Source organism: Methylobacterium sp. P3_A11, from assembly GCF_056403155.1.
In genome coordinates, this window is sequence record NZ_JBFUGA010000018.1 from 28983 (window position 1) to 52482 (window position 23500).

General features: G+C 66.4%; 30 protein-coding genes and 1 tRNA gene. 18 read left to right on the plus strand and 13 right to left on the minus strand.

What is annotated here, in order from left to right:
- The first annotated feature begins 1 nt into the window (after position 1).
- The 14 genes from AC1DXK_RS08390 (at position 2) to AC1DXK_RS08455 (ending at position 14325) form a co-directional block, all read left to right on the plus strand.
- Complete coding sequence (locus AC1DXK_RS08390) at positions 2-2242, plus strand: baseplate megatron protein TIM-barrel domain-containing protein (RefSeq protein ID WP_457105907.1); 2241 nt, start codon at positions 2-4, stop codon at positions 2240-2242.
- A 217-nt stretch (positions 2243-2459) separates the two neighbouring features.
- Positions 2460-3053: a DUF2460 domain-containing protein gene (locus tag AC1DXK_RS08395; RefSeq protein ID WP_457105906.1), complete on the plus strand. Its 594-nt coding sequence runs from the start codon at positions 2460-2462 to the stop codon at positions 3051-3053.
- Positions 2962-3786: a DUF2163 domain-containing protein gene (locus AC1DXK_RS08400; protein WP_457105947.1), complete on the plus strand. Its 825-nt coding sequence runs from the start codon at positions 2962-2964 to the stop codon at positions 3784-3786. The genes AC1DXK_RS08395 and AC1DXK_RS08400 overlap by 92 nt, the downstream gene beginning before the upstream one ends.
- Positions 3787-4029: 243 nt before the next feature.
- Entirely contained in the window at positions 4030-4689 is a 660-nt protein-coding gene (locus AC1DXK_RS08405) for a response regulator (protein ID WP_457105905.1), read from the plus strand.
- Positions 4690-4724: 35 nt separating this feature from the next.
- Positions 4725-5984 (plus strand): ATP-binding protein, encoded by a 1260-nt coding sequence (locus AC1DXK_RS08410; RefSeq protein WP_477297425.1) that lies wholly within the window; start codon positions 4725-4727, stop codon positions 5982-5984.
- A 120-nt stretch (positions 5985-6104) separates the two neighbouring features.
- Positions 6105-6878: a COG4705 family protein gene (locus tag AC1DXK_RS08415; RefSeq protein ID WP_457105903.1), complete on the plus strand. Its 774-nt coding sequence runs from the start codon at positions 6105-6107 to the stop codon at positions 6876-6878.
- Positions 6879-6906: 28 nt separating this feature from the next.
- Positions 6907-7689, plus strand: a complete 783-nt coding sequence (locus AC1DXK_RS08420) for a COG4705 family protein (protein ID WP_457105902.1) — start codon at positions 6907-6909, stop codon at positions 7687-7689.
- Between the two features lie 420 nt (positions 7690-8109).
- Positions 8110-8949 carry an ABC transporter substrate-binding protein gene (locus AC1DXK_RS08425; protein WP_457105901.1) on the plus strand — a complete coding sequence of 280 codons (840 nt, stop codon included), beginning with the start codon at positions 8110-8112 and terminating at the stop codon, positions 8947-8949.
- 445 nt (positions 8950-9394) lie between these two features.
- Entirely contained in the window at positions 9395-9871 is a 477-nt protein-coding gene (locus AC1DXK_RS08430) for a C40 family peptidase (RefSeq protein ID WP_457105900.1), read from the plus strand.
- A gap of 7 nt (positions 9872-9878) precedes the next feature.
- The gene (locus tag AC1DXK_RS08435) at positions 9879-11402 is read left to right on the plus strand and encodes a phage tail protein (RefSeq protein WP_457105899.1); all 1524 of its coding nucleotides are present in this window, start codon (positions 9879-9881) and stop codon (positions 11400-11402) included.
- On the plus strand, positions 11399-13153 hold the full coding sequence (locus tag AC1DXK_RS08440) for a 3TM-type holin (RefSeq protein WP_477297429.1): 1755 nt from the start codon (positions 11399-11401) through the stop codon (positions 13151-13153). The genes AC1DXK_RS08435 and AC1DXK_RS08440 overlap by 4 nt, the downstream gene beginning before the upstream one ends.
- 9 nt (positions 13154-13162) lie before the next feature.
- Entirely contained in the window at positions 13163-13285 is a 123-nt protein-coding gene (locus AC1DXK_RS08445) for a hypothetical protein (RefSeq protein ID WP_457105897.1), read from the plus strand.
- A 94-nt stretch (positions 13286-13379) separates the two neighbouring features.
- Entirely contained in the window at positions 13380-13718 is a 339-nt protein-coding gene (locus tag AC1DXK_RS08450) for a hypothetical protein (protein WP_457105896.1), read from the plus strand.
- Between the two features lie 322 nt (positions 13719-14040).
- Positions 14041-14325: a hypothetical protein gene (locus AC1DXK_RS08455; RefSeq protein WP_457105895.1), complete on the plus strand. Its 285-nt coding sequence runs from the start codon at positions 14041-14043 to the stop codon at positions 14323-14325.
- A 539-nt stretch (positions 14326-14864) separates the two neighbouring features.
- Here the strand turns inward: AC1DXK_RS08455 and AC1DXK_RS08460 are convergent.
- The 6 genes from AC1DXK_RS08460 to AC1DXK_RS08485 all read right to left on the minus strand — a co-directional run bounded on the left by AC1DXK_RS08460 (position 14865) and on the right by AC1DXK_RS08485 (position 18219).
- Entirely contained in the window at positions 14865-15167 is a 303-nt protein-coding gene (locus AC1DXK_RS08460) for a hypothetical protein (RefSeq protein ID WP_457105894.1), read from the minus strand.
- A 125-nt stretch (positions 15168-15292) separates the two neighbouring features.
- On the minus strand, positions 15293-15424 hold the full coding sequence (locus tag AC1DXK_RS08465) for a hypothetical protein (protein WP_457105893.1): 132 nt from the start codon (positions 15422-15424) through the stop codon (positions 15293-15295).
- Positions 15425-16217: 793 nt separating this feature from the next.
- Positions 16218-16475 carry a hypothetical protein gene (locus AC1DXK_RS08470; RefSeq protein ID WP_457105892.1) on the minus strand — a complete coding sequence of 86 codons (258 nt, stop codon included), beginning with the start codon at positions 16473-16475 and terminating at the stop codon, positions 16218-16220.
- A 600-nt stretch (positions 16476-17075) separates the two neighbouring features.
- On the minus strand, positions 17076-17477 hold the full coding sequence (locus tag AC1DXK_RS08475) for a cupin domain-containing protein (protein ID WP_457105891.1): 402 nt from the start codon (positions 17475-17477) through the stop codon (positions 17076-17078).
- Positions 17478-17707: 230 nt separating this feature from the next.
- Positions 17708-17932 carry a hypothetical protein gene (locus AC1DXK_RS08480; RefSeq protein ID WP_457105890.1) on the minus strand — a complete coding sequence of 75 codons (225 nt, stop codon included), beginning with the start codon at positions 17930-17932 and terminating at the stop codon, positions 17708-17710.
- A 110-nt stretch (positions 17933-18042) separates the two neighbouring features.
- Positions 18043-18219, minus strand: a complete 177-nt coding sequence (locus AC1DXK_RS08485; RefSeq protein ID WP_457105889.1) for a hypothetical protein — start codon at positions 18217-18219, stop codon at positions 18043-18045.
- A gap of 714 nt (positions 18220-18933) precedes the next feature.
- On the opposite strand from AC1DXK_RS08485, the gene AC1DXK_RS08490 reads away from it, so the two are divergent.
- Positions 18934-19080, plus strand: coding sequence for a hypothetical protein (locus AC1DXK_RS08490; RefSeq protein WP_457105888.1), 147 nt, complete (start codon positions 18934-18936; stop codon positions 19078-19080).
- Here the strand turns inward: AC1DXK_RS08490 and AC1DXK_RS08495 are convergent.
- The 6 genes from AC1DXK_RS08495 to AC1DXK_RS08520 form a co-directional block, all read right to left on the minus strand.
- Entirely contained in the window at positions 19068-19286 is a 219-nt protein-coding gene (locus AC1DXK_RS08495; protein WP_457105887.1) for a DUF6894 family protein, read from the minus strand. The two genes, AC1DXK_RS08490 and AC1DXK_RS08495, sit on opposite strands and share 13 nt — an antisense overlap.
- A gap of 215 nt (positions 19287-19501) precedes the next feature.
- The gene (locus tag AC1DXK_RS08500; RefSeq protein WP_457105886.1) at positions 19502-19714 is read right to left on the minus strand and encodes a hypothetical protein; all 213 of its coding nucleotides are present in this window, start codon (positions 19712-19714) and stop codon (positions 19502-19504) included.
- A 77-nt stretch (positions 19715-19791) separates the two neighbouring features.
- A complete protein-coding gene (locus tag AC1DXK_RS08505; protein WP_477297435.1) occupies positions 19792-19932 on the minus strand; it encodes a hypothetical protein in 141 nt (46 codons plus the stop codon).
- An 81-nt stretch (positions 19933-20013) separates the two neighbouring features.
- Positions 20014-20292: a hypothetical protein gene (locus tag AC1DXK_RS08510; protein WP_457105884.1), complete on the minus strand. Its 279-nt coding sequence runs from the start codon at positions 20290-20292 to the stop codon at positions 20014-20016.
- 104 nt (positions 20293-20396) lie between these two features.
- A complete protein-coding gene (locus tag AC1DXK_RS08515; RefSeq protein WP_457105883.1) occupies positions 20397-20867 on the minus strand; it encodes a hypothetical protein in 471 nt (156 codons plus the stop codon).
- A gap of 50 nt (positions 20868-20917) precedes the next feature.
- Positions 20918-21196 (minus strand): hypothetical protein, encoded by a 279-nt coding sequence (locus tag AC1DXK_RS08520; protein WP_457105882.1) that lies wholly within the window; start codon positions 21194-21196, stop codon positions 20918-20920.
- A 208-nt stretch (positions 21197-21404) separates the two neighbouring features.
- On the opposite strand from AC1DXK_RS08520, the gene AC1DXK_RS08525 reads away from it, so the two are divergent.
- The 3 genes from AC1DXK_RS08525 (at position 21405) to AC1DXK_RS08535 (ending at position 22938) form a co-directional block, all read left to right on the plus strand.
- Positions 21405-21479: transfer RNA gene (locus tag AC1DXK_RS08525), tRNA-Thr, on the plus strand.
- Between the two features lie 623 nt (positions 21480-22102).
- Positions 22103-22345 (plus strand): NepR family anti-sigma factor, encoded by a 243-nt coding sequence (locus AC1DXK_RS08530; protein ID WP_477297437.1) that lies wholly within the window; start codon positions 22103-22105, stop codon positions 22343-22345.
- A complete protein-coding gene (locus tag AC1DXK_RS08535) occupies positions 22342-22938 on the plus strand; it encodes a sigma-70 family RNA polymerase sigma factor (protein WP_457105880.1) in 597 nt (198 codons plus the stop codon). Before AC1DXK_RS08530 ends, AC1DXK_RS08535 begins: the two co-directional genes overlap by 4 nt.
- A gap of 12 nt (positions 22939-22950) precedes the next feature.
- Here the strand turns inward: AC1DXK_RS08535 and AC1DXK_RS08540 are convergent, their stop codons facing one another.
- Positions 22951-23484, minus strand: coding sequence for an isochorismatase family protein (locus tag AC1DXK_RS08540; protein WP_457105879.1), 534 nt, complete (start codon positions 23482-23484; stop codon positions 22951-22953).
- Positions 23485-23500: the final 16 nt, after the last annotated feature.

Below are 23500 nucleotides of genomic sequence, written 5' to 3' on the forward strand. Positions count from 1 at the left end.
CGTGATCGACTACATCACCGGCTTCAACCTGCTGCCCGCGACCGGGGAGTTCGGCTACGACCCCCTGCCCTACCGGGCCTCGCGGTGGCGGCCCGCGGCAGCCGAGCGCCCGTTCAAGCCGATCAACACCTACGCGGCGCCGGGCTCGGGGCGCACCGACTGCAGCCTTGCCCTCCACGCGCTGGCCGAGCAGGTGCCCGGCTGCACCACCGTCAACCTGCTCGTGGCGTGGTTCGGCTCCTCGATCGACGCGCGGACCTGCAAGATCTACCCGTCCACGATCTACATCGACGGGTCGTTCCAGCGCATGGACGGGCCTGCGCCGGTCGAGGAGAACTGGCAGGTCTCGGGCCTGACGCAGCTGTCGCGGGGCCTGGGCGGCCCCCCGATCCTGATCCCGATCACCACCGTCGACGGCCACGCGGTCTATGGCGGCACGCCGTCCGATCAGAGCGTGGTGCGCTGCCTGCGCGACCTGCGGGCACGCGGCTACCGCGTCGTGTTCTATCCGTTCCTGCTGATGGACTGCCCCGGCTTCCCGTGGCGCGGGCGCATCGGGCTCGACGCAGATAGCACGGTGGCCGCCGCCGCGACGGTGGCCCGGATCCTCGGGCCGGCGACGCCGTCGCTGTTCACCCGCCACCCCGACCGGCTGACGGTCGACTATGCCGGCCCGGCCGACGACTACACGTTGCGCCGGATGATCCTGCAATGCGCCAACCTGTGCGTACTGGCCGGCGGCGTCGACTTGTTCCTGCTCGGCTCCGAGCTGCGCGGACTGGAAGCGATCCGCGGACCCGGCTGGACCCGGGCCGGCACGACCGGCGACGACGGCACCGTCACCTGGGACTATCCCTTCGTCGACGGGCTCGGGCGGCTCGCCGATGACGTGCGCGGGATCTTCGACGCGGCCGGCCTGACCCGGGACGCGGCGGGCTTGCGCAACCTGATCACCTATTCGCCCGACTGGTCGGTGTGGATGGGCGTGCAGCACCGAGGCGAGGCCGGACAGTGGCCGCATCTCGACCAGCTCTACGGCCGGGACAGCATCGACCTCGTGGCCTTCGACAACTACCTGCCGCTGTCCGACTGGACCACGGCCGGCGGCGGCCTCGACGCGGCGAACTGGACGGCGTCCGCGCCCGACCGGAGCACGTGGCCGCCCGGGCCGGACACGATGAACGGCCTCGGGCTCTCGGGCGAGCCGACGCTCTATTCGATGGCCTACCTGAAGCGGAACATCGAGGGCGGCGAGAAGTACGACTGGTTCTACCTCGACTCGGACAACCTCGGGATCGGTCTCGACCCGCTTGGCTCGGACCAGCAGGTGTCCCGGCCGACCGGCGACCGCGTGACCCAGACTCGCAGCCGGTACTATCCGGGCCAGGAGATCCTGGCCAACAAGCAGCTGCGCTGGTGGTGGACGAACCCGCACCGCGCCGTCTACGACACCGGCGACGGTCGGGGCTGGGTGCCACGCGGGCCTGTCACCCGCTGGGTGCCGCAATCGAAGTCGATCACCACCGTCGAGTACGGCTTCGGCTCGATCGACCGCGCGACCAACCAGCCCAACGTGTTCTACGACCCCAAGAGCACGGAGAGCTTCACCGCGTTCTGGTCGGTGTGGGACAGCGCCGACGGGGCGACCTACACGCCCAGGCGGGACGACACGCTCTGCGCGATGGCGCTGCGGGCGGTCTACGAATACTGGTACCGCGACGGCCACAACGCGGTCTCGGCCGCCGGGCTGCCGATGCTGCAGACCGCCTTCTTCGCGGCCTGGAACTGGGACGCGCGGCCGTTCCCGACCTTCCCGCTGCGGTCCGATGTCTGGGGCGACACCCTCAACTGGCCGGCCGGGCTATGGATCGGCGGCAAGGGGCCGGCGCTGCCGCCGCCGCCGCCTGATCCGCCACCGGTGCCGGGGGCATACCCGACCTTGCCGGTGCTGTCCGGACGCGCATGGTCGGTGCGCTACGCGCCCGTGTTCCGCACCGGCGCGGCCGCGCACGTCTCGGGCCGGGAGTCGCGGGCAGCGCGTACGGGCGCCGTCCTGGGAAATCGAGCTGGCCTACGATGTCTTGGCCGCCGACGGGTTCGCCGCGAGCGGCCTCGCCGGAGACTTCGAGCACCTCGCCAGCTTCTACGGCCGGGTCGCCGGGCGTGCGCTGCCGTTCCACGTCGCCGTCCCGGCCGAACTCGGGGCCGGATCCAGCCTGCTCTGCCACTTCGCCGACGATGACCTGGATCTCGAGGCATTCATGGCGCTGCTGTTCGCCACGCAAGCCTTCCGGCTCGTGAGCGTGCGCGGGTGAGCGAGACTCCGCCCGCCTTCCCCGCGCTGCCGGGCCAGGGCTGGTCGGTGCACAAGCGCCCGACCTTCGCCACGCGGCTCGCCCCGCACGTCTCCGGCCGGGAGGTGCGCGAGCCTCTACGCGGCGCCGCTGTGGGAGTTCGAGGTGACCTTCGACGGTCTGGACGCGGGCGCGGCCTTCCCGGGCCTCGGGGTGAACTCCCTGCAGGCGCTGCTCGGCCTGTTCCTGCGCTGCCAGGGCCGCTTCGGCACCTTCCTCTACACCGACCCGACCGATGGCACGGTCGCGGCCGGCGCGGTGGGGATCGGCGACGGCGCAACGCGCGTCTTCCCGGCCCTGCGCACCCTCGGCGGCTTCTCCGAGCCGATCGGCTGGGTGACCGCGCTGCGCGCCGTCACCGTCGACGGCGTGCCTGCCGACGGCTGGAGCCTCGCCGCGCCGAACCGGATCGTGCTGCCGGCGGCGCCGGCCGCGGGCGCGGTGATCGGCGCCGATTTCGACTTCGCCTACCTGTGCCGCTTCCTCGACGACATCCAGGACTTCGAGAACGTCATGGCCGGGCTGTGGAAGGCGGAGGGCGTCAAGTTCCGGAGCGTGCGACCACATGAGGCCCGCCGATCCCGGCCTCGTCGCCTACCTGGCCGAGATGCGCGCGCGGGCCGACAAGCGGCTGCTGATGGCGGACTGCTTCACCTTCACGCTGCTCTCGGGCCTGATCCTCGCCTACACCGACGCTGACGTGCCGATCGCGCTGAACGGCACCACCTACCGCGCCGATTCCGTGCTGGTCGACGGGCTGCGCTACCGCTGCACCACCGGCCTCGACGTTGACCAGCAGCGGATCACGGTCTCGGCCCGCCCGGCCGATACGGTCGGCGGCGTGCCGTTCCTCGTGGCCCTGCGCGAGGGCGTGTTCGACGGCTGCACGATCCGTCGCGACCGGGCGTTCCTCACCGCCTGGGACGCCCCGCCGATCGGCGGGGTCACGCTGTTCACCGGGCGCCTGGCCAGCGTCGATCAGGTCGGGCGCACCGGCGCGATCCTGACGGTAGCGAGCGAGCTGACGCTCCTCGACATCGACCTGCCGCGCAACGTCTGGCAGCCGACCTGCAACCACACGCTCTACGACACCGGCTGCCGGCTGGTGCGGCAGGCCTACGCCTCGGCCGGGGCGGTCGGCGACGGGGCGAGCACGACGGTCATCCCCTGGGCCGGTGCGAGCGAGGCGCTGACGCAGGGCACGGTGACGTTCACCTCGGGCGGCAACACCGGGGTGTCGGCCACGATCAAGTTGGCGGACGCGACCGGGCTGACGCTCACCTACCCGCTGCCGGCGCCCCCGGCGCCGGGCGACGGCTTCACGGCCTATCAGGGCTGCGACCACACCCTGGCGACCTGCCGGTCCAGGTTCGCCAACGATGCCAACTTCCGCGGCTTCCCGTTCGTGCCCACGCCCGAGGCGGCGTTCTGATGAGCGGATTCTGAGCCTTGGAGTCGTATGATCCCGACACATCGCAGACCCTCAGAAGGTCCGCGTCCTGCTGGCCCGGCTGACAACGACTTACGGCTGAGACGGATGGTCTTCAGCTCGTCTTCTGACGGAGGAAAGTTTAAAAAAGTGGATCCCACAACCGTGGCAAACGTGGCTCGAACAACCCGCCCCCGAATAGGCGTTCCGGTGTAGGAACGGGGGAGGCAAGCGATCGAGACGCTGATGCGCGTGTTGCTGATCGAGGACGATGGCATGATCGGCGCGGGGCTGTCCGCCGCCCTGCGGGCAGAAGGAATGTCGGTCGATTGGGTGCGCAACGGCTCCAACGCAGACGCAGCCCTGCGGACGGGCGACCACACGCTCGTCCTGCTCGACCTCGGCCTGCCGCAGGCCGACGGTCTGGATCTTCTGCGAATGACCCGCGCCGCCGGCAACGACACGCCCGTCCTGATTATTACCGCGCGCGACGCGCTCGATACCCGGGTGGGCGGTCTCGACCTCGGCGCGGACGACTACCTCGTCAAACCCTTCGAAACGCGCGAGCTTCTGGCGCGAATGCGAGCCGTGCTACGCCGGAGGGCCGGGCGCGCGACCGCACGCCTTCTAGCTGCCGATACCGAACTCGATACCGAGACCCACACGCTGACGCACGCCGATGCGACCGCGTTGCTCCCCGCCCGTGAGTACGCCCTTATGCGCACACTGATGGAGCGGCCGGGCCGCATCCTGTCGCGTGCTCAGATCGAGGAGCGCATCTACGGCTGGGGCGAGGAGGTCGAGAGCAATGCCGTTGATGCCCTCATACTTTCGATCCGTCGCCGGGTCGGCCGAAGTGTGATCCTCAACGTCCGCGGCGCTGGCTGGATGGTGCCGAAGCCATGAGCAGCCCCTCGCTGCGCCGGACCGCACTCGGCTGGATGACCGCCCTGCTCGCTGGTGTCGGGCTTGCCGCAATGGTCGCCGCCTACATCCTGGACCGAGGCGAGGCTGCCGACTTCCTCGACGGCCAGTTGCGGCAGGTCGCCCTGAACGCCGGTCCCGGCCTCGCCGAAGCCGATGCACCCCCCGCTGCCGACCAGGACCCCGAGGATCAGATCGCGGTCACGATCTGGAAAGGCCCGACGATTCTGCGCAGTGACCCCGGGGTGGATGCGCATCGGCCTGAGCGGACTGGCTACGCGGACGCGGTCATGGGCGGTGAGCCTTGGCGCACCTACACGACCGAGAGCGGCACGTTGACGGTGCGCGTCGCTCAGCGGGATCTGGTCCGCGCCGAATTCGCCCGCAACGCGGCACTCGGGGCGGCGACACCACTGCTGTTGCTCGTTCCGCTCTCGTGGATCGTCGTCGGGTGGGCGATGAACCGGGTCCTCGGCCGCCTCGACGGACTGGTGCGTGATCTGGCGGGTCGCAGCGCCGCAGCGACGGCTCCGCTGTCGACCTCAACCGTGCCCACGGAGATCGCCTCGCTGGTAGAGGCGTTGAATGGGCTGATCCTGCGCCTTCAGGCTGCGCTCAACGCGCAGAAGCAATTCGTAGCCGACGCCGCCCACGAGCTGCGCACGCCGCTTGCTGCGATGCAGACCCAGGTCGATGCACTGGCCTGGGCGGACGGTCCAGTTCCGGCCGAAGGAAGGTCGGCACTCTCTGGCGGCCTTCGCCGCGCGAGCCGGCTGGTCGATCAGTTGCTTCGCCTCGCGAGGCTCGACGATCAGGTGCCGCACGCCGGGGAGCCGGTCGACGTCGGGCCGCTGTTACTCGACTGCGTCGCCGACCACGCTGTGCTCGCCGAAGGTGCAGGCATCGACCTCGGCGCTGAGATCGAAGCATCGAAGGTCATCGATGGCGCAGAGGCCGAGGTCCGGACCCTCGTCGCGAGCCTGCTCGACAATGCCCTGCGCTACACCCCGGCCGGCGGGCAGGTGGATGTCGGTCTGTCCCAGGAGAACGGGCAGTGCGTCGTCACAGTGCGCGACACCGGGTGTGGTCTGCCGCCGGGCAGCGAGGAACGCCTGTTCGACCGCTTCTTCCGCGCTGCGCCTAAGGATATCGAAGGCACTGGGCTCGGTCTCGCCATCGCCCATCGGGTGGCGGAGCGCCACGGTCTCGGCCTGACGGTCGAGAACCGCCGGGACGGACAGCGCGGCGTCCTGGCCCGGGTCGTCCTGCCGAGCTGACGATCCAAGCTCCCGGAGCGCAGCTCATTCTGTCCTCATTCTGCCGCGCTACTGCGCGCGGCCAGAGCCGACCCCGTTTCGCCACGCCGGTCCGGCTCTCCAGCGACAGGGCCGTACCGCATGAACGACGACAGTCGATCCGCCGAGTGCAAGGTCCCCGCGGTCACGACAGGCTTCTGGGCGATCAAGATCGTCGCCACGACGCTCGGCGAGGTCGGCGGCAACGCGGTGACGCTGACGCTCGGACTCGGCTACCTTGCCGGAACCGCGATCTTCGCCGCCGCCCTGATCGTATTGCTCGTCGCGCAGATCCGCGCCGACCGCTTCCACCCGGCTCTGTACTGGGCGGCCATCACCGCGACTACGCTCGCCGGCACCACGCTCGCCGACTTCTGCGACCGCTCGCTCGGCATCGGCTACGCCGGCGGATCGGTGATCCTGCTCTCCTCGGTGGTGCTCACCCTGCTGCTGTGGAAGCGCACGCTCGGCACCGTCGCGGTCGAGACCGTTCGGACCCCGCGGGCCGAAGGCTTCTACTGGGCGACGATTATGTTCTCCCAGACGCTCGGCACCGCGCTCGGCGACTGGATGGCCGACAGCACCGGGCTCGGTTACGACGGCAGTGCCCTGCTCATACTGGCCGCGCTGGCCGGCACGGCGGCGCTGTACTGGCGCACGAGGGTCTCCCGACCGCTGCTGTTCTGGACGGCCTTCGTGCTGACCCGGCCGCTCGGCGCCACGCTGGCCAACTCACTCGACAAGCCCCCGGCCTCCGGTGGCCTCGGCATCAGCGACATCACGATCTCCGCCGCGCTCGCCGTCCTGATGGTCGCGTGCGTGCTGGCCATCCCGCAGCGGGCCGGCGCGCATCCGGCCAGTGCCGACGCCGAGTGATCTTTCCCCCGACCGAAGGAGCCGATCGATGGACGACAGCACGCAGCGCGCCCTCAGCAAGGTGCCCGCCGTCACTCTCGGGTTCTGGATCATCAAGATCTTGGCCACGACGCTCGGCGAGACCGGCGGCGACACCGTCACGATGACGTTGGACTGGGGCTATCTTGCCGGAACGGCGCTGCTCGCCGTCGTGCTCGTCGCGCTCGTGATCGCCCAGATCCTGTCGCGCCGGTTCAACCCGGCCCTGTACTGGGCAACGATCATCGCCTCGACGACGTTCGGCACCACGACGGCCGACTTCGCCGACCGTTCGCTGAGCATCGGCTATACGGGCGGGTCGAGCGTACTGCTGGTCTGCCTCGCGGCAGTGTTGGGTCTATGGTACGCAACGGAGGGTACGGTGTCGGTCGAGACGGTCTCGACCCCACGGTCCGAGGCATTCTACTGGGCAGCGATCACAGTCTCGCAGACGCTCGGAACGGCACTCGGCGACTGGCTCGCGGATACCGGCGGCCTCGGCTACGAAGGCGGCGCGCTGGTCTTTGCGGCGGCGTTGGCCGTGGTCGTCCTGCTGTACGCCCGCACGAAGGTTTCGCGGGTTGGCCTGTTCTGGGCGGCCTTCATCCTGACGCGCCCCCTCGGCGCGACGGTGGGTGACTTGTTGGACAAGCCGGTCGCCGACGGGGGCCTGAACCTGAGCCGACCGATCGCCTCGGCTGTGCTCGTCGCCTTCATCGTCGCCCTGATCGTGCTGTTGCCGCAGCGACCTGGGCAACACCCAGGCGCACAACCTGCGAACCTTGATGCATGAACGGCTCGATCAAGTAGGAAATATGGGCGCATAAACGTTCGACACGAATGCCCCTCCGCTGAAATGGCGGCGAAGCGGACGACCGAAGTCGTAAGTGCCTCCTGAGAGTGGGCGGATATAGGATGCCCCATTGCGGTCGCCTCGACGCGGACGAGCTGTCATAAAGCGGCCGTCGAAAATGCAAGCGCCCGCTGTGAATCACATCTGGTGGACCGCGGAATTTTTTGATAGATATCCAAGTGTTGCTTTGCGAGGTTCGATATTGCTTTGCGAGATGCAATGCTGCGGAGAACACTTCTCTCGGGCTCTATAGCCGGGCTCAGCCTCAAGGCGCTCATGCCCCCTGCGTGGGCGCAGGATCATGTTCCTCGGATCGGTCTGCTTTGGCATGCGGCCGGTCCGGACCAAGAAGCGTTATACATGAGCGCTTTTCGTCGGGGACTTGCTGATCACGGCTTTTTCGAAGGCCAAAATATTATCATCGAGCATCGATTTCCGGCTGAAATTCCGGAACATTTTCAAGCCATGGCTGCAGAGCTCGCATCGAAGAATTTTGATATATTGATAGGAGCGGGCCCGAATTCGGCTCTGGCACTGCAAAAAGTAGCAAAAGAAACGCCAATAGTCTTTATTGCAGCATTTGACCCGGTCGGGCGCGGGTTGGTCAAAAACATACCTCATCCGGACGGAAACATAACGGGGATAGAATTCCCTGATCTCATCAAAAAGCGGCTTGAAGTTATAAAAGAGGCCATCCCCAGCATAAAAGTCGCAAAAATTATGGTCAATACTGATACGTCCGACACTCGTCAGTACGTGGACCGGATTAAATTAGAAGAAAGCAATTTAAATTTGAGAATTGAGCCTCTCGAGATAAATGGCATATCGAACCTGGAATCTGCATTTGCTGCTATTCAGCAAGATGGCCATACGTGTCTCGCAGCACAGCCGGATCCTTCATTTGTTGTCGAAAGGAAGCGGATCGCGGCACTAGCTCTCAAGCAGAGCTTGCCTTCGGTGTTTCACAACGAACTGTACGTGAGAGACGGCGCTCTCATGTCATATGGAACGAATATCCCTGATATATTTCGAAGCGCCGGCAGTTACGTGGATAGATTGCTGAAGGGGGCTAAAATTTGCGACCTTCCTGTAGAACAACCGAGCAAATACCGGGTAGTTATTAATATGAAAACCGCGGATAAACTAGGAATTAAAATCTCGGGAAATATTTTAGCGAGCGTCGATGAGTATGTAGATTAAATATAACCGAATTTAGGTGGTTATTATATTCGCATTAATCTATCTTGTGCCTAATACTAGTTAATATTGCGGATCAGTATAAATTACAAATTGGACAGGCTACCTCGATATCTTAGTGCTTTTTGTATTTGATAGGAAAATACCAGATTTAGCAATTTCGTGGACTTATCGAATTTTGTTGCAAAGCAAATCCGAGGGGACGTTAGGAAGCGGCCGGCATACGACCGCTCTCGGGAACCGCTGATAACTGTTTGCACGGCCGACACGGGTCGAGCACGGAACGTCCCCTTCCGACATGAAGCCCAAGGCCCAGTCGCGATCCAGCGTCGACCTTCGGGATCGGGATTCTGCATCAGATCTGAAGTGCTCCATCGAACCTGATCCCTTCCAGGAGCGAGCGGCGCGCGGTCACGTGCCTTTGCATGGAGCGCGTCGGGGGCCTGCCATGCATGCTGAAGACGAAGGGCGCCAAACGCTCGTGCGCGACGCCCTGAGCTGGATCGGCACGCCTTACCACCCCGGCGCCGACCTGCGCGGCGTCGGCGTCGATTGCGGTATGCTCCTCGTGCGTGTGTTCGTGGATGCCGGGCTCGTGCCGGCCTTTGACCCGCGGCCCTACCCGCAGGACTGGCACCTCCACCGCGCCGACGAGCGCTACCTCGGCTTCGTGTTCGACTGCGCTGCGGAGGTCGCCCGGCCGCAGCCCGGCGATGTCGTGGTCTTCCGCTACGGTCGCGCCTACGCCCACGGCGGCATCATCACCGTGACGGATCCCCTGACTCTCGTGCACGCCTTCTCGCCGGCTCAAGCCGTGGTCGAGGAGCCGCTCGCCCGCAACCCCGTCCTCGCCGAGCCGGGCCGGCACCCGCGCTTCTTCAGCCTGTGGGCCGCACGCGCGGCCGCCGAGGCCGACCCGGTCTGAGGCCACGATGAGCCTGTTCGGCGCGTCGGGTGATGCGTCCTACCAGACCTATTGCGCGGCCCTCGGCCTCGGGCTCAGCCCGGCCCTGACCGACGCCGAGACGGCGAATGCCATCCTGGCGCGCTGGCTGAGGCTGACCAACAGCGCGGCGGTGTGGTCGGGGGCGCGGCTCAAGATCGTCCCCTACGGCGACCAAGTCGTGACCGGCACGACCCACTCGGGCGCCCGCGTCACCTACGTGCCCGACGTCACGCCGGTCTACGACCTCACCGACGACGACTTCCTGGCCGCCGAGGGCGACGATCCGGTGCGGATCGCGCGCAGCGATCCCTACGGTCTGCCCAACGTCCAGCGCGTCGAGTGCTCCGATCGCAGTCATGGCTACACCACGACGACGGTCGAGGCGCGCGACCAGGGCGCGATCGAGCGCTACGGCCTCAAGGTCGGGGGGACGATCACCGCCCGGGAGATCTGCGCGCTCTCCATCGGCCGCCTCGTGGCGCAGCTCGCCCTGCAGCGCGCCCTCTACATCCGCAACACCTTCACGTTCCGCCTGTCCTGGGAGTTCTGCCTCCTGGAGCCGATGGATATCGTGACCCTGACCGACCCGGGGCTCGGGCTCGCCCGGGCGCCGGTGCGCATCACGGCGATCGAGGAGGACGAGGACGGGCTCCTCACCGTCACGGCCGAGGAGTTCCCGCGCGGCACGGCAACCGCAGCGGCCTATCCCACAGTCGGTGCGACCGGCTCCGGCATCGACCGCGGCGTGGTACCGGCGGCCGTCAACGACTCGCTGATCTTCGAGCCGCCTGCCGCGCTGACCGCGGGCGTGCCCCAGGTCTGGATCGCGGCCTCCGGCGCCAATGCCGACCCGTTCTGGGGCGGGGCGAACGTCTGGGTCTCCCGCGACGGGTCGACCTTCGTCGAGATCGGCACGCTCACGCAACCGTCCCGCCAGGGCGTTTTGACCGCGGACCTGGCTGCGCCGGCCTGGCCGAACCCCGATCTCGGCAACACGCTGTCGGTCGATCTCGGCCGATCCGGCGGGACGCTGGCCTCCGCGACACAGGCCGACGCGCGGGATGGCGTGATCCTGGCGCTGGTCGACCGGGAGTTGGTCTCCTACGCCACGGCGACGCTCACCGGATCCCACGCCTTCGCCCTGACCTATCTGGAGCGCGGGCTCTACGGCTCGGCGATCGGCGCGCATCCGGCCGGGACGCCCTTCACCCGGCTCGACGAGGCCGTGTTCCGCTACAGCGTGCCGGCCGCCTATATCGGCACGACGCTCACCCTGAAGCTGCAAGCGTTCAACATCTTCGGCGACGCGCTGCAGGACCTTGCGACCTGCACCCCCTACACGGTGACGCCGATCGGCTCGGGCCGGTTCGGGCCGGTCGCCGAGACCCTGGCCCTCGGCCGCGGTGCGGATCATGGGTTCGCTTCACAGACGGCAGTCCGCAACGACGATTTCGGGCGCGCCTCCGACCCCTATCCCAACTTTCTCGATCTGGGGCTCGTCTCCGCATGAGCGTGCGCACGCAGTGGCTGAGGGACGCGTGGTCGTTCCTCGCGACCTTCGTCGGGAAGCCGGGCGAGTTTGTGGTCGACACCACCAACTGGCGCCTCGTCGTCCACGATGGCGTTACGCCCGGCGGCCACCCGACCGTCTCCGCCGGCGACCTGAAGACCGGCGTGCCGACGCTCGGCATCAACACCGCCGCAGACGCCACCAACCGCCTCGCGGTGAAGTCCGAGGCCGCCCTCCTCTCCTGGGACGATGTCACCCCGGGGGCCGGCAACATGCGCCTGACCCTCAACAAGAAGACCGCGGCCCACGACGCCGGCTTCATCCTGCAGACCGGCTATGTGAGCCAGGTTCTGTTTGGCACGCTCGGCAGCGATGATCTGACGTTGAAGACGAGCCCGGACGGCGCCGTCTTCCGGACGGCCATGACGATCGCGGCCGCGACTGGCTATGTCGGCTTGTCAGGGGTGACTTCCCCGAGCGCACCGCTGCACGTCCTCGGACTCGGCCAGCAGCCCATCGTCCAGCTCGACGCTTTCGGGGACGATGTGGCCGGCACCCGGGCGCCCGTCGCCAGTTGCAACGCCCGGRCCGCCCGGGGTGTGGTCGGGGCGCCGCTGCCGATCAAGGCGGCCGACCGGCTCTTCGGTCTGTTCGGCGCCGGCTACCACGCGGGCGGTGCCTACACCGCCAACGCCGTCGCCGTTCTGGGCACGGCAGAAGAGGGTCTCACCGCGATGGCGCAGGGCACCTGTCTCGATGTCCAGACCACGGCGCCCGGCACGGCCACGCGCCGGGCGGTGGTGAAGATCCGCGGCAACGGGGCGCTGGAGCTGCAGCCGCTGTCCGCGGAGCCCGCGGGCGGCACGCAGGGTCAGATCTACGCGGACAGCACCCTGGCGGCGCGCGAAGGCTGCCGTCTGCGCGCCTACCCCGACAGCGTTGGAACATGGACGATCGGACGGGGCCATACCTCGGCCGCTGGGCCGCCCGTCGTGACGGCCGGGCTGATCCTGACCGAGGCAGAGGCCGACGCGCTCTTCGCGGCCGATCTCAAGCCCTACTTGGCTGCCGTGCGTGCCGCCCTCGCCAAACCGGTGCCGCAGCCGTTCTTCGACGCCTGCTGCTCGCTCGGCTTCAACATCGGCCCAGCCAACTTCGCGCAGTCCAGCGTCGTGCGCTTCGCCAATGCCAGCGACCTGCCGCGGGCGGTGGAGGCCTTCCTGCTATGGGACCGGCCGGCCGCGATCCTCACACGCCGGCAGGCCGAGCGGGACCAGGCCGGGCTGTCCGCCTACGGCACCGTCTATGCCCGCCGGGGCGATCCCGCCCCGGTGCGCGCATCCGGGGGAGCGGCACCCGCCGCGCCCCGATCCGCTCGGGCCGATGACCGGCGCGCCGGCCGTCCCCATCGAATCTTGGTGGCTGCGCCTGCGGGATGCGATCCGCCAYAACATGCAGAAGGGCACTTGACCATGGGCTTCCTCGCCATTCTCCCCTCGCTGCTCGGCACCATAGGCCCGATCCTCGCGAAGGTGCTGCCCGACGAGGGCCAGCGCTTGCAGGTACAGTTGGAGCTGCAGAAGACTCTGATCGACCAGCAGGGCGACCTCAGCCGCGCCATGGCCGAGGTGATGAAGACCGATGCCGGCTCGGAGAGCCGGCTCGCCCGCAACGCCCGGCCGATCACCGTGCTCTGGGCGCTGGCGATCATCACCTGGGTGGGCGTGGTCTCGCCCATGGTCGGACTGTAGGTGGAGGTGGTGGCCGCGCTGAAGGGCGTGCCGGCCGAGCTGTGGTCGCTGCTCACCGTCGGGATCGCCGCCTACATGCTGGCCCGCTCGGTCGACAAGATCGTGCCGCAGATGATCGGGCCGAAGGGGTGAGCCCCGGGACCGTGGGCGCGCAGCGATGACGGACGAAACACCGTCCCGGGCGCGAACAGCGCGGCCGGGTCGCGGCGAGCGAAGGACCGGGGCCATGGCCGACCATCTGCCCGAGTGGATCGGGCGCCTGATCGAGCGCGTGGAAGCCACCGGCCGCCAGATGGACGCGCTCGGGGGCAAGCTCGACCGGATGGACGAGAAGCTGGAGGGCGTCGCCTACCGGCGCGACATAGAGCACTTCGTCGCCCGCGACGAGATCGAGCGGCGGATCGACAAGGCGGTGGACGGCGCCAAGGCGGAGGCCGCCAAGGGGCTCGCCGAGGTCGCCCGGCAGGTGCGGGATCTGCGCAAGATCGGCTGGGGGCTCGCCTCGGCGGCGCTGCTGGACTTCGGCGGGATCGTGCTGGCGAAGGTCGGGCTGGCGGGCCGCTGAGCCGGCCCACTCGAAGAGCAGTGGTCTCGAACTCAGACAAGCGCGTTTCGAGTCAGAGCCTGGGACCCCGCTGCCGCCTGCGCGTAGACCGGGCCTCAAGTTTCCCCAAGATCACATCAGCCCCGCCGGCACTGCCGCGGGGGGCTCTTTCGTTGGTGATTATACCGTTCGCACACGCGAGTAATCGAGCCTTCGCTGCAGGCTGAGGTTCTTCTATGCGGCGTCCGCGATCCATGCGAGACTGACGGATCGCAGGGTGAAACCTTTCAGGCTCCGGCGACTGAGCGACAAGCGCGCTGGCCTGCAATGGACAGGCGCACCCATGGATAAAATCCTGTCTCCTGACGAGCACGAAGCTCGTGAAGCCGAAAACTCATCAACAGTAGTGCCATTCCACAGATTGGCATCTTTAGTTCAAGTGGAATTTTGTAATACAGATAAACTGAGCGAATTACACGATCTGCTTGCAGCTCGCCGCCGTAGCATTATTGTCGCGGCCGCCACGTCGAAAACTATACCTTCCCGTAGCTCTATACGACAGATTGCTGAGATACAAATCGCTATCGCGGCAATTGAATCCGTGGAAGACGAAGATATCTCGTCGTAAGTCGTTTTGCGGGAGTTACATCACTGCCCGGTCGGTCCGCGGTGGGGGCTTTATCGTGCTTGGCATCTCGGCGCGGGATCGCTGAGCCGCAGGCACGCGCACGGCCCGGTAACCGCCACTTGCCATCGTACCCCGAGCCAAGTTGCGTATCGGCTCGGCTCATACTCTGGTGAGATCGGACGCTCTCCCGCCCCGTGCGCAGACTGGGGTGTGGCCGAGCGGATGAGGTGTGGCTTCGCAGCCCTGGCGAGCGGTCTGCCGAGGCGGCATGGTCGGGCATGCCGACGCCGTCAGCACAGACCTGCGAAGTGAAAGCGGACGGCGCTTGGCGAGCTGTCAGTCTCAACGAGGCGCGCCTGCTGCCTAGCAACGTCCTCAAGCGCTGTCCGATCTGCCACGGCCGCGTTACGGTCATGGGTGTCTACAGCGCACAGGGGCACCTGACTCTCTCACACCGCCGATCGCACAATGGCTGCTCGCAGATCTTGCGGCACTACACAGGCGTGTGGTCGCGGCACCCGGAGGCGGTCGAGTAGCCGTCAGGGCTGCACTGCCTCGATGTCGTCCTCATAGATCGAGTCCGGCTGGCAGGCGTGCCATTCCATTTTTCCCTCAGCCTGCCCCTTCCGGCCATAGCAGTGGCCGGCCTGGGCCAAGCGGCCGCTCAGCCGATCTCGGAGCCTGCACTGCTCCTTGATGATGGCGGGATCACCAGATCCCTCGCAGGCTTGAGCAGCTTTCAGTTCAGCTGTCAGCAGTTCAGGGACGGTTGATATCTGCTGCTGCGCTTGCGCCCCACAGGCAGCGACAAAGAGAGCGAGGGCGGCGAGAGCTGTGCGCATCCAGGCACGATAGCTATCGGTACGGCGGCGTCGAGGGCCGGGCCTACACGATGATGGCCAACAGAGGGCAGGGGTGAGAGCGGCCAGACGGACTACATCTCTATCCAGCCGATCTGAGCGCCACCCTACTTCTTCGAGCCCGCAGCGGGCTTTGCAGTCACAATGCCCTTGGTCGACGGCGCCGAGGCGTTGGTCTTCACCTTCGGAGCCTTGGGCTTCTTGGCTTCGCGATTGCCGCGCTTGTTGTCCGTAGCCATTGACATCTCCTGGCGAAGGCTAGTGACCTAATGAGCGTGGGCTAGGCAATCAACGGCTCATCGTCAATTCGGCCGGACGGTAGCGCATCCCGGCAGGACATCCGCCGGGATGGCGGTGTCGAGCAGGGTGCGCAACATTCTTAAGCCCCGCCCGCGGCCCCTCGCCGTTTTCCTCAATAACGGTGAGGCCGGCGGTTTCGAGAGTTGCTTCAGGAGCCCCGGCCTGCACGAGCCAACCGCATCGCCCGTAGTCGCTCCGTGCGCTCGTCGACTGCCCGGCGCGCCTCCTCGATTTCCTCCCGGACCTCCGCAGAGGTCGTCTCGCGCGTTTCTGCCTTCATTCGGGAGCTTGTACGGTGGATGTGGCGGGAAGCCTGGAAGTGGGACATGCACCCTCTCGTGAGCCAGTGTCGGCCGAGATAGGGCGCCGGTCCGAGCCGTCATCATCGCTTCGCCTTCAGGGCCTTTTCCACGAGGCGGCGGAGTGGGTGCGATATTACGCCTGCGGTGATGGCTCGGCTGCTGCAGCGCCCGCACCCGGCGCTGGTCCGGTGCTGAGCGTGCCGTTCGACGCGAGTGCATCGGCCCAGGCCCTCGCGATCACCCGCACCTGCTCGATAGCCTCTGCCTTGGAGAACCGTCCCCTGCTGGATCGGCACTGCCCATCGTCGGACCAATAGATGTAGCCGGTGCAGCGACCGTTGGCGTCCTCGACGCACACGGTCTCTTCGAGGACACAGATGCGGAGCGGAAGCTTGAGGCCGAGCGTGGGCATGCGGCCGATATAGAGCCGCTACTGCTTCGGAGCAGGTGCGGGCGGCTGCGGTGATGCGCCAGGCTGGCCGGGGGCCTGCGGGATCGAGTTCGACGGGGGCGGCGGTGGCTGCTGCGACGTAGGTCCGAGCGAGCCTTGATCGTTCTGCAGCGTCTGGTTCGCCTTGGTCTGAATCTGGTCAGCGGTCTGCTGGCTGACAAGGCCATAGGAGACGGCCGCCGCGAGGGCGATGGCGATGACGGCGCCGATGATCGTCTTCGTCAGCATGGGCGGCATCCGAGCCTCCATCCATTCGTGATTGCGCAGCCTTCAACGCCGATCCCACCATGATGGGCTCAAATAAGTGGATCGTGCCGCAACGCCATGCCGCGAACGACGCCATGCCGTCCGCCTCGACCATCGCAGTGAAGGTTGCGTAGGCTTCCTGCTCCGTCGCGAAGGTCCCAGCCCAAGCGGTGGAGCGACCCGACGCCAGATCGACCGCGACCAACCGCCAGGGCTCCTGCGTGCTGGAATACCGGTAAATCTCGACATCGACAGCCGCGCCATCGCGGCCGAATGAGCCGGGCAGCGGCGAGTGCTCGAAGTCGCGGTCCTCAACGTCCACGGATTCCCTCCAAGCGTTCCGCGGCTTTGACGACGGCCTCGCGCAGGACGGGTGGCCATGACACATCGTGGTCATGGAGGAATTGGGTGGCGCTTAGGAGAACCTTGAGCCTCTCAGGGTGAGCTGACACCTCCGCGGCGTCTGACTTCAAAAAATGCTCTGCCAAAGCCGTCGCGAGCCGAAGGATCTCGCGTAATTCCCAAGGCTCGGCTTCAGCGTTGCTCACTTCAGATAGTCCTTCGCCTTCAGGTGCTCGGGCTGGTCCGCGATCAAGGCGCAGGCTCCTGCAACGGCTTGCCCTTGTCGATGACGTACACTGACAGGATCTTGATTGTTCGCTCGCCGACCACCGTATAACCCGCATGCGGTACGCCGCGCTGGTTGATGCCGTGCTCACCGCTAGCCCGCTCTCTCGGCACCTGACCAGGCACCTGCACCGTGCCGCCCTCCAGCACGTAGAAAGCCTCTTCGCCGTTGTGGAAATGCCGAAGTGAGGTGGCGCCCGGCGGGAACTCCACCAGCTGCATGACGATCTCTTTGGTATCGTCACCAGACACCGGCGAGCGGTTGAGTTCGGTTCGTTTGATGTCTTGCGCCTTGGCTGCGGCTCCAGCGGTGAAACCGGCAGCCCCGAAGGCGAGCGCGAGGCCAAGGCTTGCGAACCGTCGCATGCTGATCATCCTCCCTTTGGACCAAGCATGGCACGGCGGGGATTGAACTGGAATACATGCATAGCTTGGCTCAGACAGCGTCGCTCGTATTCGACCCTTCCTCAGCCGCCCCCCGGCCCCTTGCCATTCTCCTCGATGACGGTGACGCCCGCAGCCTCGAGCGGCTCAGATGGTGTTGGCGATCGCATGGGCTCGGCGGTGGCGACGACCCCTTGACCCGGTCTGTATGATCAACCTCTGCTCCGAGTGTTCATCTGAACAAGCCGAGTCAGGGCCGCTTCGAAACTCGGATCTCTTTTGACGCCATCCACGACGTTTGCTGTCGCGATCAAATCGCGCTGCATGTCGGACTCCAATAAGGGCCAAGCCAGGATCACGGCCGCGCCTAATTGCGCCAAGGCGACGTTGTCTTGTTCGCCGTGCGTGTCGATGAGCGCACGATCTTGCTCGGCCATGGGAGCCTCCTGCTTGGCGTCAAGCATACGCCAGCGGGAGAGGACGCGCGAGGGCACGGGGACGGGAATACGAGACGATCTAACCGGGGCGAAGATTTCAATCTGAAACGCTACTCGATTTTCTGGTTTTCACTGCTCTGCACAGCTTCCTCGTCCGCGATAGCCCGATCGATTGCCTCGATTTCGGCCTGTACGTTCCGGATGCTCTCCTGCTGATCCACCAACTTGCGGCGATCCATCACCATCTCGTCGCGCAGTTTTCGCAACGCCTCTACCGGACTCAGCATCGATTGCTCCTCTCGGGACTCGGCGCCCTCGATTTCTACGGTTCTGATAGACGAAGATGACTGCGGTAGTCTCCGGGCGCATCGGGCTCGGCGCTCGCCTGCGCCATGCGCCTCGCTCGGAATCGGCAGTCCCCTCTTCGAACTCGCCCCTCTCGGCGTCGCGTTGCCGCTGCGCCTGCCCTGCCTGTCTCTGACGGATCCCGTTTCGGGCTGCCGTCGTCGACAGCTGGCCGCAAGATCAGTTTGGAAATCGCGCTTTCGATCACGGCCTTCGGATCTTACCCTCGCTTCTTCGTGCTCGCGAAGCGCTGAAGCTTATCGGTGGACGAAGGCGTCGCATAGCGGTCCCGTCTGTGATCGGTATCCCACCGTCATGCCAACCAGCCTCGACACCGCCGACCTCCTGCCCGCCGTCGCCTCCTGGCGCGACCAGATTGATGGTGACGGCGCCGTGATGCGGTGCTCCCAGCCGTCGAGCATCCGTCCGCAATTGAACGATGTCATTCCAAGCGGGTGAGACAGGAATTATTTCGACCGCTTGTCTGTCGGACAATCCGATAAGCACGGGAATTCTATTGCGCTATTGTTTCCGGGCCTAAATGATTTGACCTACGTTAATCGCGCCAAACCATCTCCAGCAAATATCGCCATATGATGGATGCGCTGGCCTGAACGGTCTGCTAGAGACTGATTTCGAATCAGGCGGAGAGTTCGATGTACGGCTCGGTCTGCGATGGCATGGATATGCCGATTGTGCATCCAGAACTCTGCCCTACGGCCGAGAGCGTTCTCATCCGCAAGCACATCCGCAAGATCCTGCGCAAGCTATCCCGCCTAAAAGCCGACACTCAGTACAGCTGAAACGAGCGCAGCACGACACCGGCATCGTCGTGGATCTCCAAGGACCAGCGTTCGCCAGGATCGGGCAACTCGCTTCGGGCGCGCATCTCGGCGATGAGCTGCGTTGCCTCGGCTACGGCAACCTCGATCGAGGTTGCCAGGACGCCCTCGGTATCCTCGATGACCTCTCTCGGCCCCCTCAGGCGGAAGTGATAGCGCTCTGCCATGTCGCTCCTGCTCAGACCGTCGGCGTAGCCCTCCGACGAGGGAAACATCCAACGGATTGGCCTTATGGCCAAGCTGGCATGCCAGGTCGAGTAGTCCCAAAATTGGATCGGACCTTCCCCTCAGAAACGCAGGCGTCTGCCGCCGCCTTGGCCATTGCGAAGCTCGTAACGCAGGCCGTGAAGTCCTTCACCGGCAGACCCATGGGCGGCCTGATCTAAGCCTCGCCAGTCGGCCTGGCACGGCGCAGCTCGCCCTCATCCTGAGCCGCGTGCGGCTTCTTCGTCGCGATCAGCATGTCGAGCCATGCGATGGCCTGCTCGTGGGCCTGCATGGCGCGCGCATCGCCAAGGCACTCGCTGATCTGCCACCGATGCCAGAGGCGCATGGTGGACAGCGCATGTAGGTAGCCCTTCTGCTCATCGGTCATGGCGTCCTCACGCCAGCGGCAGCCCGGCCCGAGCGCTCAATGCCTTCGCCCGCGCCCATTCTGGGCCAGCACCTCGATCACCGCGTCGGGATCGGACGCCTCAACCATGGACCCGGCGCGATCCCGCCCTGCACGCCGTCGGCCCAGCCGCCGCCCGGATCGCGCGCGTCCTCGGCATTGCGCACCATCCGCACGACGTGCCGCTTGCCTGACCGCATCTCGATCACGATCAGGGCCGCGCTCAGGATCGTGCTGACGCCGTGATCGTAGGCCCAGAGCCAGTAGGGGTTCTGCCGCTTCTAGTCCCGGCCCGCGAGGTCTACGGCCTCGCGCAGGACCAGCCGGAGGCGGCACTTGCCGTCGAGCTGCTCCTGGAGCAGGTGATGCACCGCCCGGCCGGCGGCGATGTAGGCCGAGCCGCCGACGTCGTCCTCGTGGATTCGCGGGTGGTAGTCGTCCGTCGTGACCTCGCGCCAGGGCGGCTGGGTCGAGGGTGCCGCCGCCGGCTGCTCCTGGTGGTCCTCGATCAAGCCGCGGCTGGCCGCCAGGCGCCACAGATCCGCGTCCGTGAACGTCATGTCGCCAATCTGCCAGCGCTCCAGATCGGCGTCACGACCTCGCCGGCGGCTCGCAGCGCGTCGACCGCATCGAGGATCGGATCGCTCTCGTCGCCCGACATTAGTCAGCCGGCCGACTTGAACTTCGGGTCCCGATCCGAAGGCTGGATGCTCGTGATGTGATCAGGAAACCGGCGCGCGCAGCCAAGCAGGAAGTAGCCCAGAGCGTTGTCAACGAAGACATGGCCATCTGCCGCTGGCGAGTGGAGACCTGGACCATGCGAGCGTCCCTGACCGAACCCGCCAAACCCTCCGCCCTCGCCGAAACCGAAGGGTGGGATGGATGCCTCGTCGCCGGGCTTGAAGGGCGCACCGCGGTTGTGATCTCGGCCGCAGTGCTTGGCGCCGTTCGCTATGCCCTCGATCGCATCGTACCAGTGGGCCATATCCGTCTGGAGTACCCCTCGGATGCGCTTCAGCTCGGCCTCGCCCTGACTCGTGGTCGCCGGCTGAACGGCGCGCATCAAGTAGTCGGTGATGTGGAAGGCAGCGATCGCGGACAGACAGGCCAATCGCCGGTCGTCGGGCTTCGCCATAAATTCTCGCACTGCCGGCAGGACGACCACCCTGACGTATTCGTCTGGCGTCACAGCACCGCCCCCGTCACCCCTTCACCGGGTGCGCCAAAAGGATTGCCGTCCGGACCATATTGCGCTTCCAGGTCGGCTTGTTGGGTGGTCAGCGCCTCCGTCGCGCGGGCGTTCGTCCGGAGCGTCTCGACGAGGTCGAGGGTCCAGCCCTTCGCGAGCGGATAGGCCTCGGTCGCCAAGTCCGTGAGCACGGCGTCGACCGCGGCGTCGATCTCCTGGTCGGAGACCTCGGCCGCCTTGCGCAACTCGGAGACGATCGCGGGTTCCTTGGCCATTCGATCCTGTGCCGCGGCCTGTGCCGACCCTTGTGCCGACCCCCGAATTTCTCGGGAGCCGGCTTTTCGGCTCGCCCGAAGGGCAGCGCGAACGAGCGGTGAACGGAATGTGCCGTCTGATGTGCCTTGACGAAGCGCCCCCAAACGTAGTCAAAAGCGCCTCTGACGCACCGAAACCACCAATTCCCTCAATGGTTTCAGAGCGCCTGCCGGTGTAGCACAGCGGTAGTGCAGCGGTTTTGTAAACCGAAGGTCGGGAGTTCGATCCTCTCCACCGGCACCAGACGATTTCCGAACGGACCCTGACGGCGCCGTCCATCCGGGCGACGGGGTCCCGTGATCGGGCGCCCGCGGCGGCTGGAAGCGCCTGCGGCGGACGCGGATCGACCGCGCCTCGCCCCGCAGTGGTGAGTCGGTTCTGCGGCCCGCGATCCGTCGGTACCCCCCTGTCCGCCCTCATGCCGTCCCACCGACACCCTATCGTGCAGGTAGAGACGGAAGTGCGTCCCGAGGGCGCGGTTCCGCCTCTCGCAGGCGCATCGGGGTCGCCATCGCGTGCGGGCCGTGCCCAGGACATCGGCCCCGAAGAGCCGGTTAAGGCCCGTCCGACCGTCTCGGGATCCGCTCATCCTGAGTTCAGGCACGCCGACCGACTGTCGGTACAGCCACGCTAAAAACAAGTATTTCTGGATTGTTTCTGAATATATATCCAATAATTTCAATTCAAGCTGGGCCATTGCAAGATTAAAATTAGATGAATGCGCGATTCAGAGCCGATTAAATCCGTCGCGCCTACCAGCGCCGCCGGAAGGCGATGAGGCGCGTCTCTGCCAAGCCGATGGCGCGAACGGTCCAAGGGACCGCCGGGCTCCTCGGAGGCGCATCGCGCATGGCAGAGGGGCGACCATGTCAGGAATCGAGGACGATCAGGCGAACGCGGGCGTCCCTGAGCCGGATGGCGCGTCCGCGTCCCGCCCGAAGCGGCGACCGATGGCACCCGGCGGGCCGATCGGCCACGCGGCGCGGGACCGGATCGGGCGTGGCTTGCGCCTGCACTATGCCGGCGTCCTGGCCCAGCCGATTCCTGACCGGCTCCGGACGCTCCTCGACGACCTCGCCGCCCGCTCCGATACGGAGGCCTCGCGATGACCCTGTTGCTGCAAGCCGCTCCCGCGGGGAGCGGATCCGGCCCGATCCCGACGGGCGCCGATGCCGAGATGCGCGACCTCCTGCTGGGGGCGATCCCGGCGCTGCGCGCCTTCGCGTTCTCGCTGACCTACGATTTCGATCGATCCGACGACCTCGTGCAGGACACGCTGGTGCGGGCCTGGATCAATGCCGCCAGTTTCCGGCGTGGGACCAACCTGACCGCGTGGCTGTTCACGATCCTGCGGAACCTGTTCTACTCGGAGCAACGCAAGCGCAAGCGTGAGGTCGAGGATGCCGACGGCGTGCATGCCGGTCGCCTCACTGCCCTTCCGGAACAGGAGATCCGCATGGAGATGGCGCAGTTCCAGAGCGCCCTGAACCGCCTGCCGCCCGCCCAGCGCGAAGCCCTGGTGCTGGTCGGAGCCCAGAGCTTCACCTACGAGGAGGCCGCGTCGATCTGCGGCGTCGCCGTCGGTACGATCAAGAGCCGGGTCAGCCGCGCCCGTACACGCCTGATCGAGGTGCTGGGCATGAACGGGACCGACGATATCGGGCCTGACGCCCAGACCCGCGCGGCGCTGGACGGCCCCTGACGCCGGCGGCGCTCACTTGATGAGCTTCACGACCTCGCGGAAGCGGGGGTGACGCGCGGTTCCGAGCCATTCGAACACCACCATCTCGGTGGTTACGATCTCGGCGCCGTGGGCTGCCATGCGGGTGAGCGCGGCCTCACGGCTCTCGGTCCGCCGCGAGCCCACGGCGTCGCGGACCACGAAGGCGCGACGCCCCGCATCGAGGAGCCCGAGCACGGTCTGCAGCACGCAGATATGCGCCTCGCAGCCGGTGACCACGAGGTCCCGGTCCGCCGGCAGCCCTTCGAGGAACCCCGGTGCCCCGGTGGCCCCGAAGTGCATCTTTGGAAAAGCCGTCCCGGGCTCGGGCGCCAGCGCGGGCACCGTCGGCCCGAGGCCGCCGGCATTCTGCTCGGTGACCAGGACCGGGACGTCGAAGAGCTTCGCGGCGGCGGCGAGGCGACCTGTGTTGGCGATGACCCCGGCCCCGTCGGCGATCGCCGGCATGAGCCGGACCTGAACATCGATGACGAGGAGAAGCGCGCGGGCGGGATCGATCAGCGGCATCGGTCTCTGGAACCTG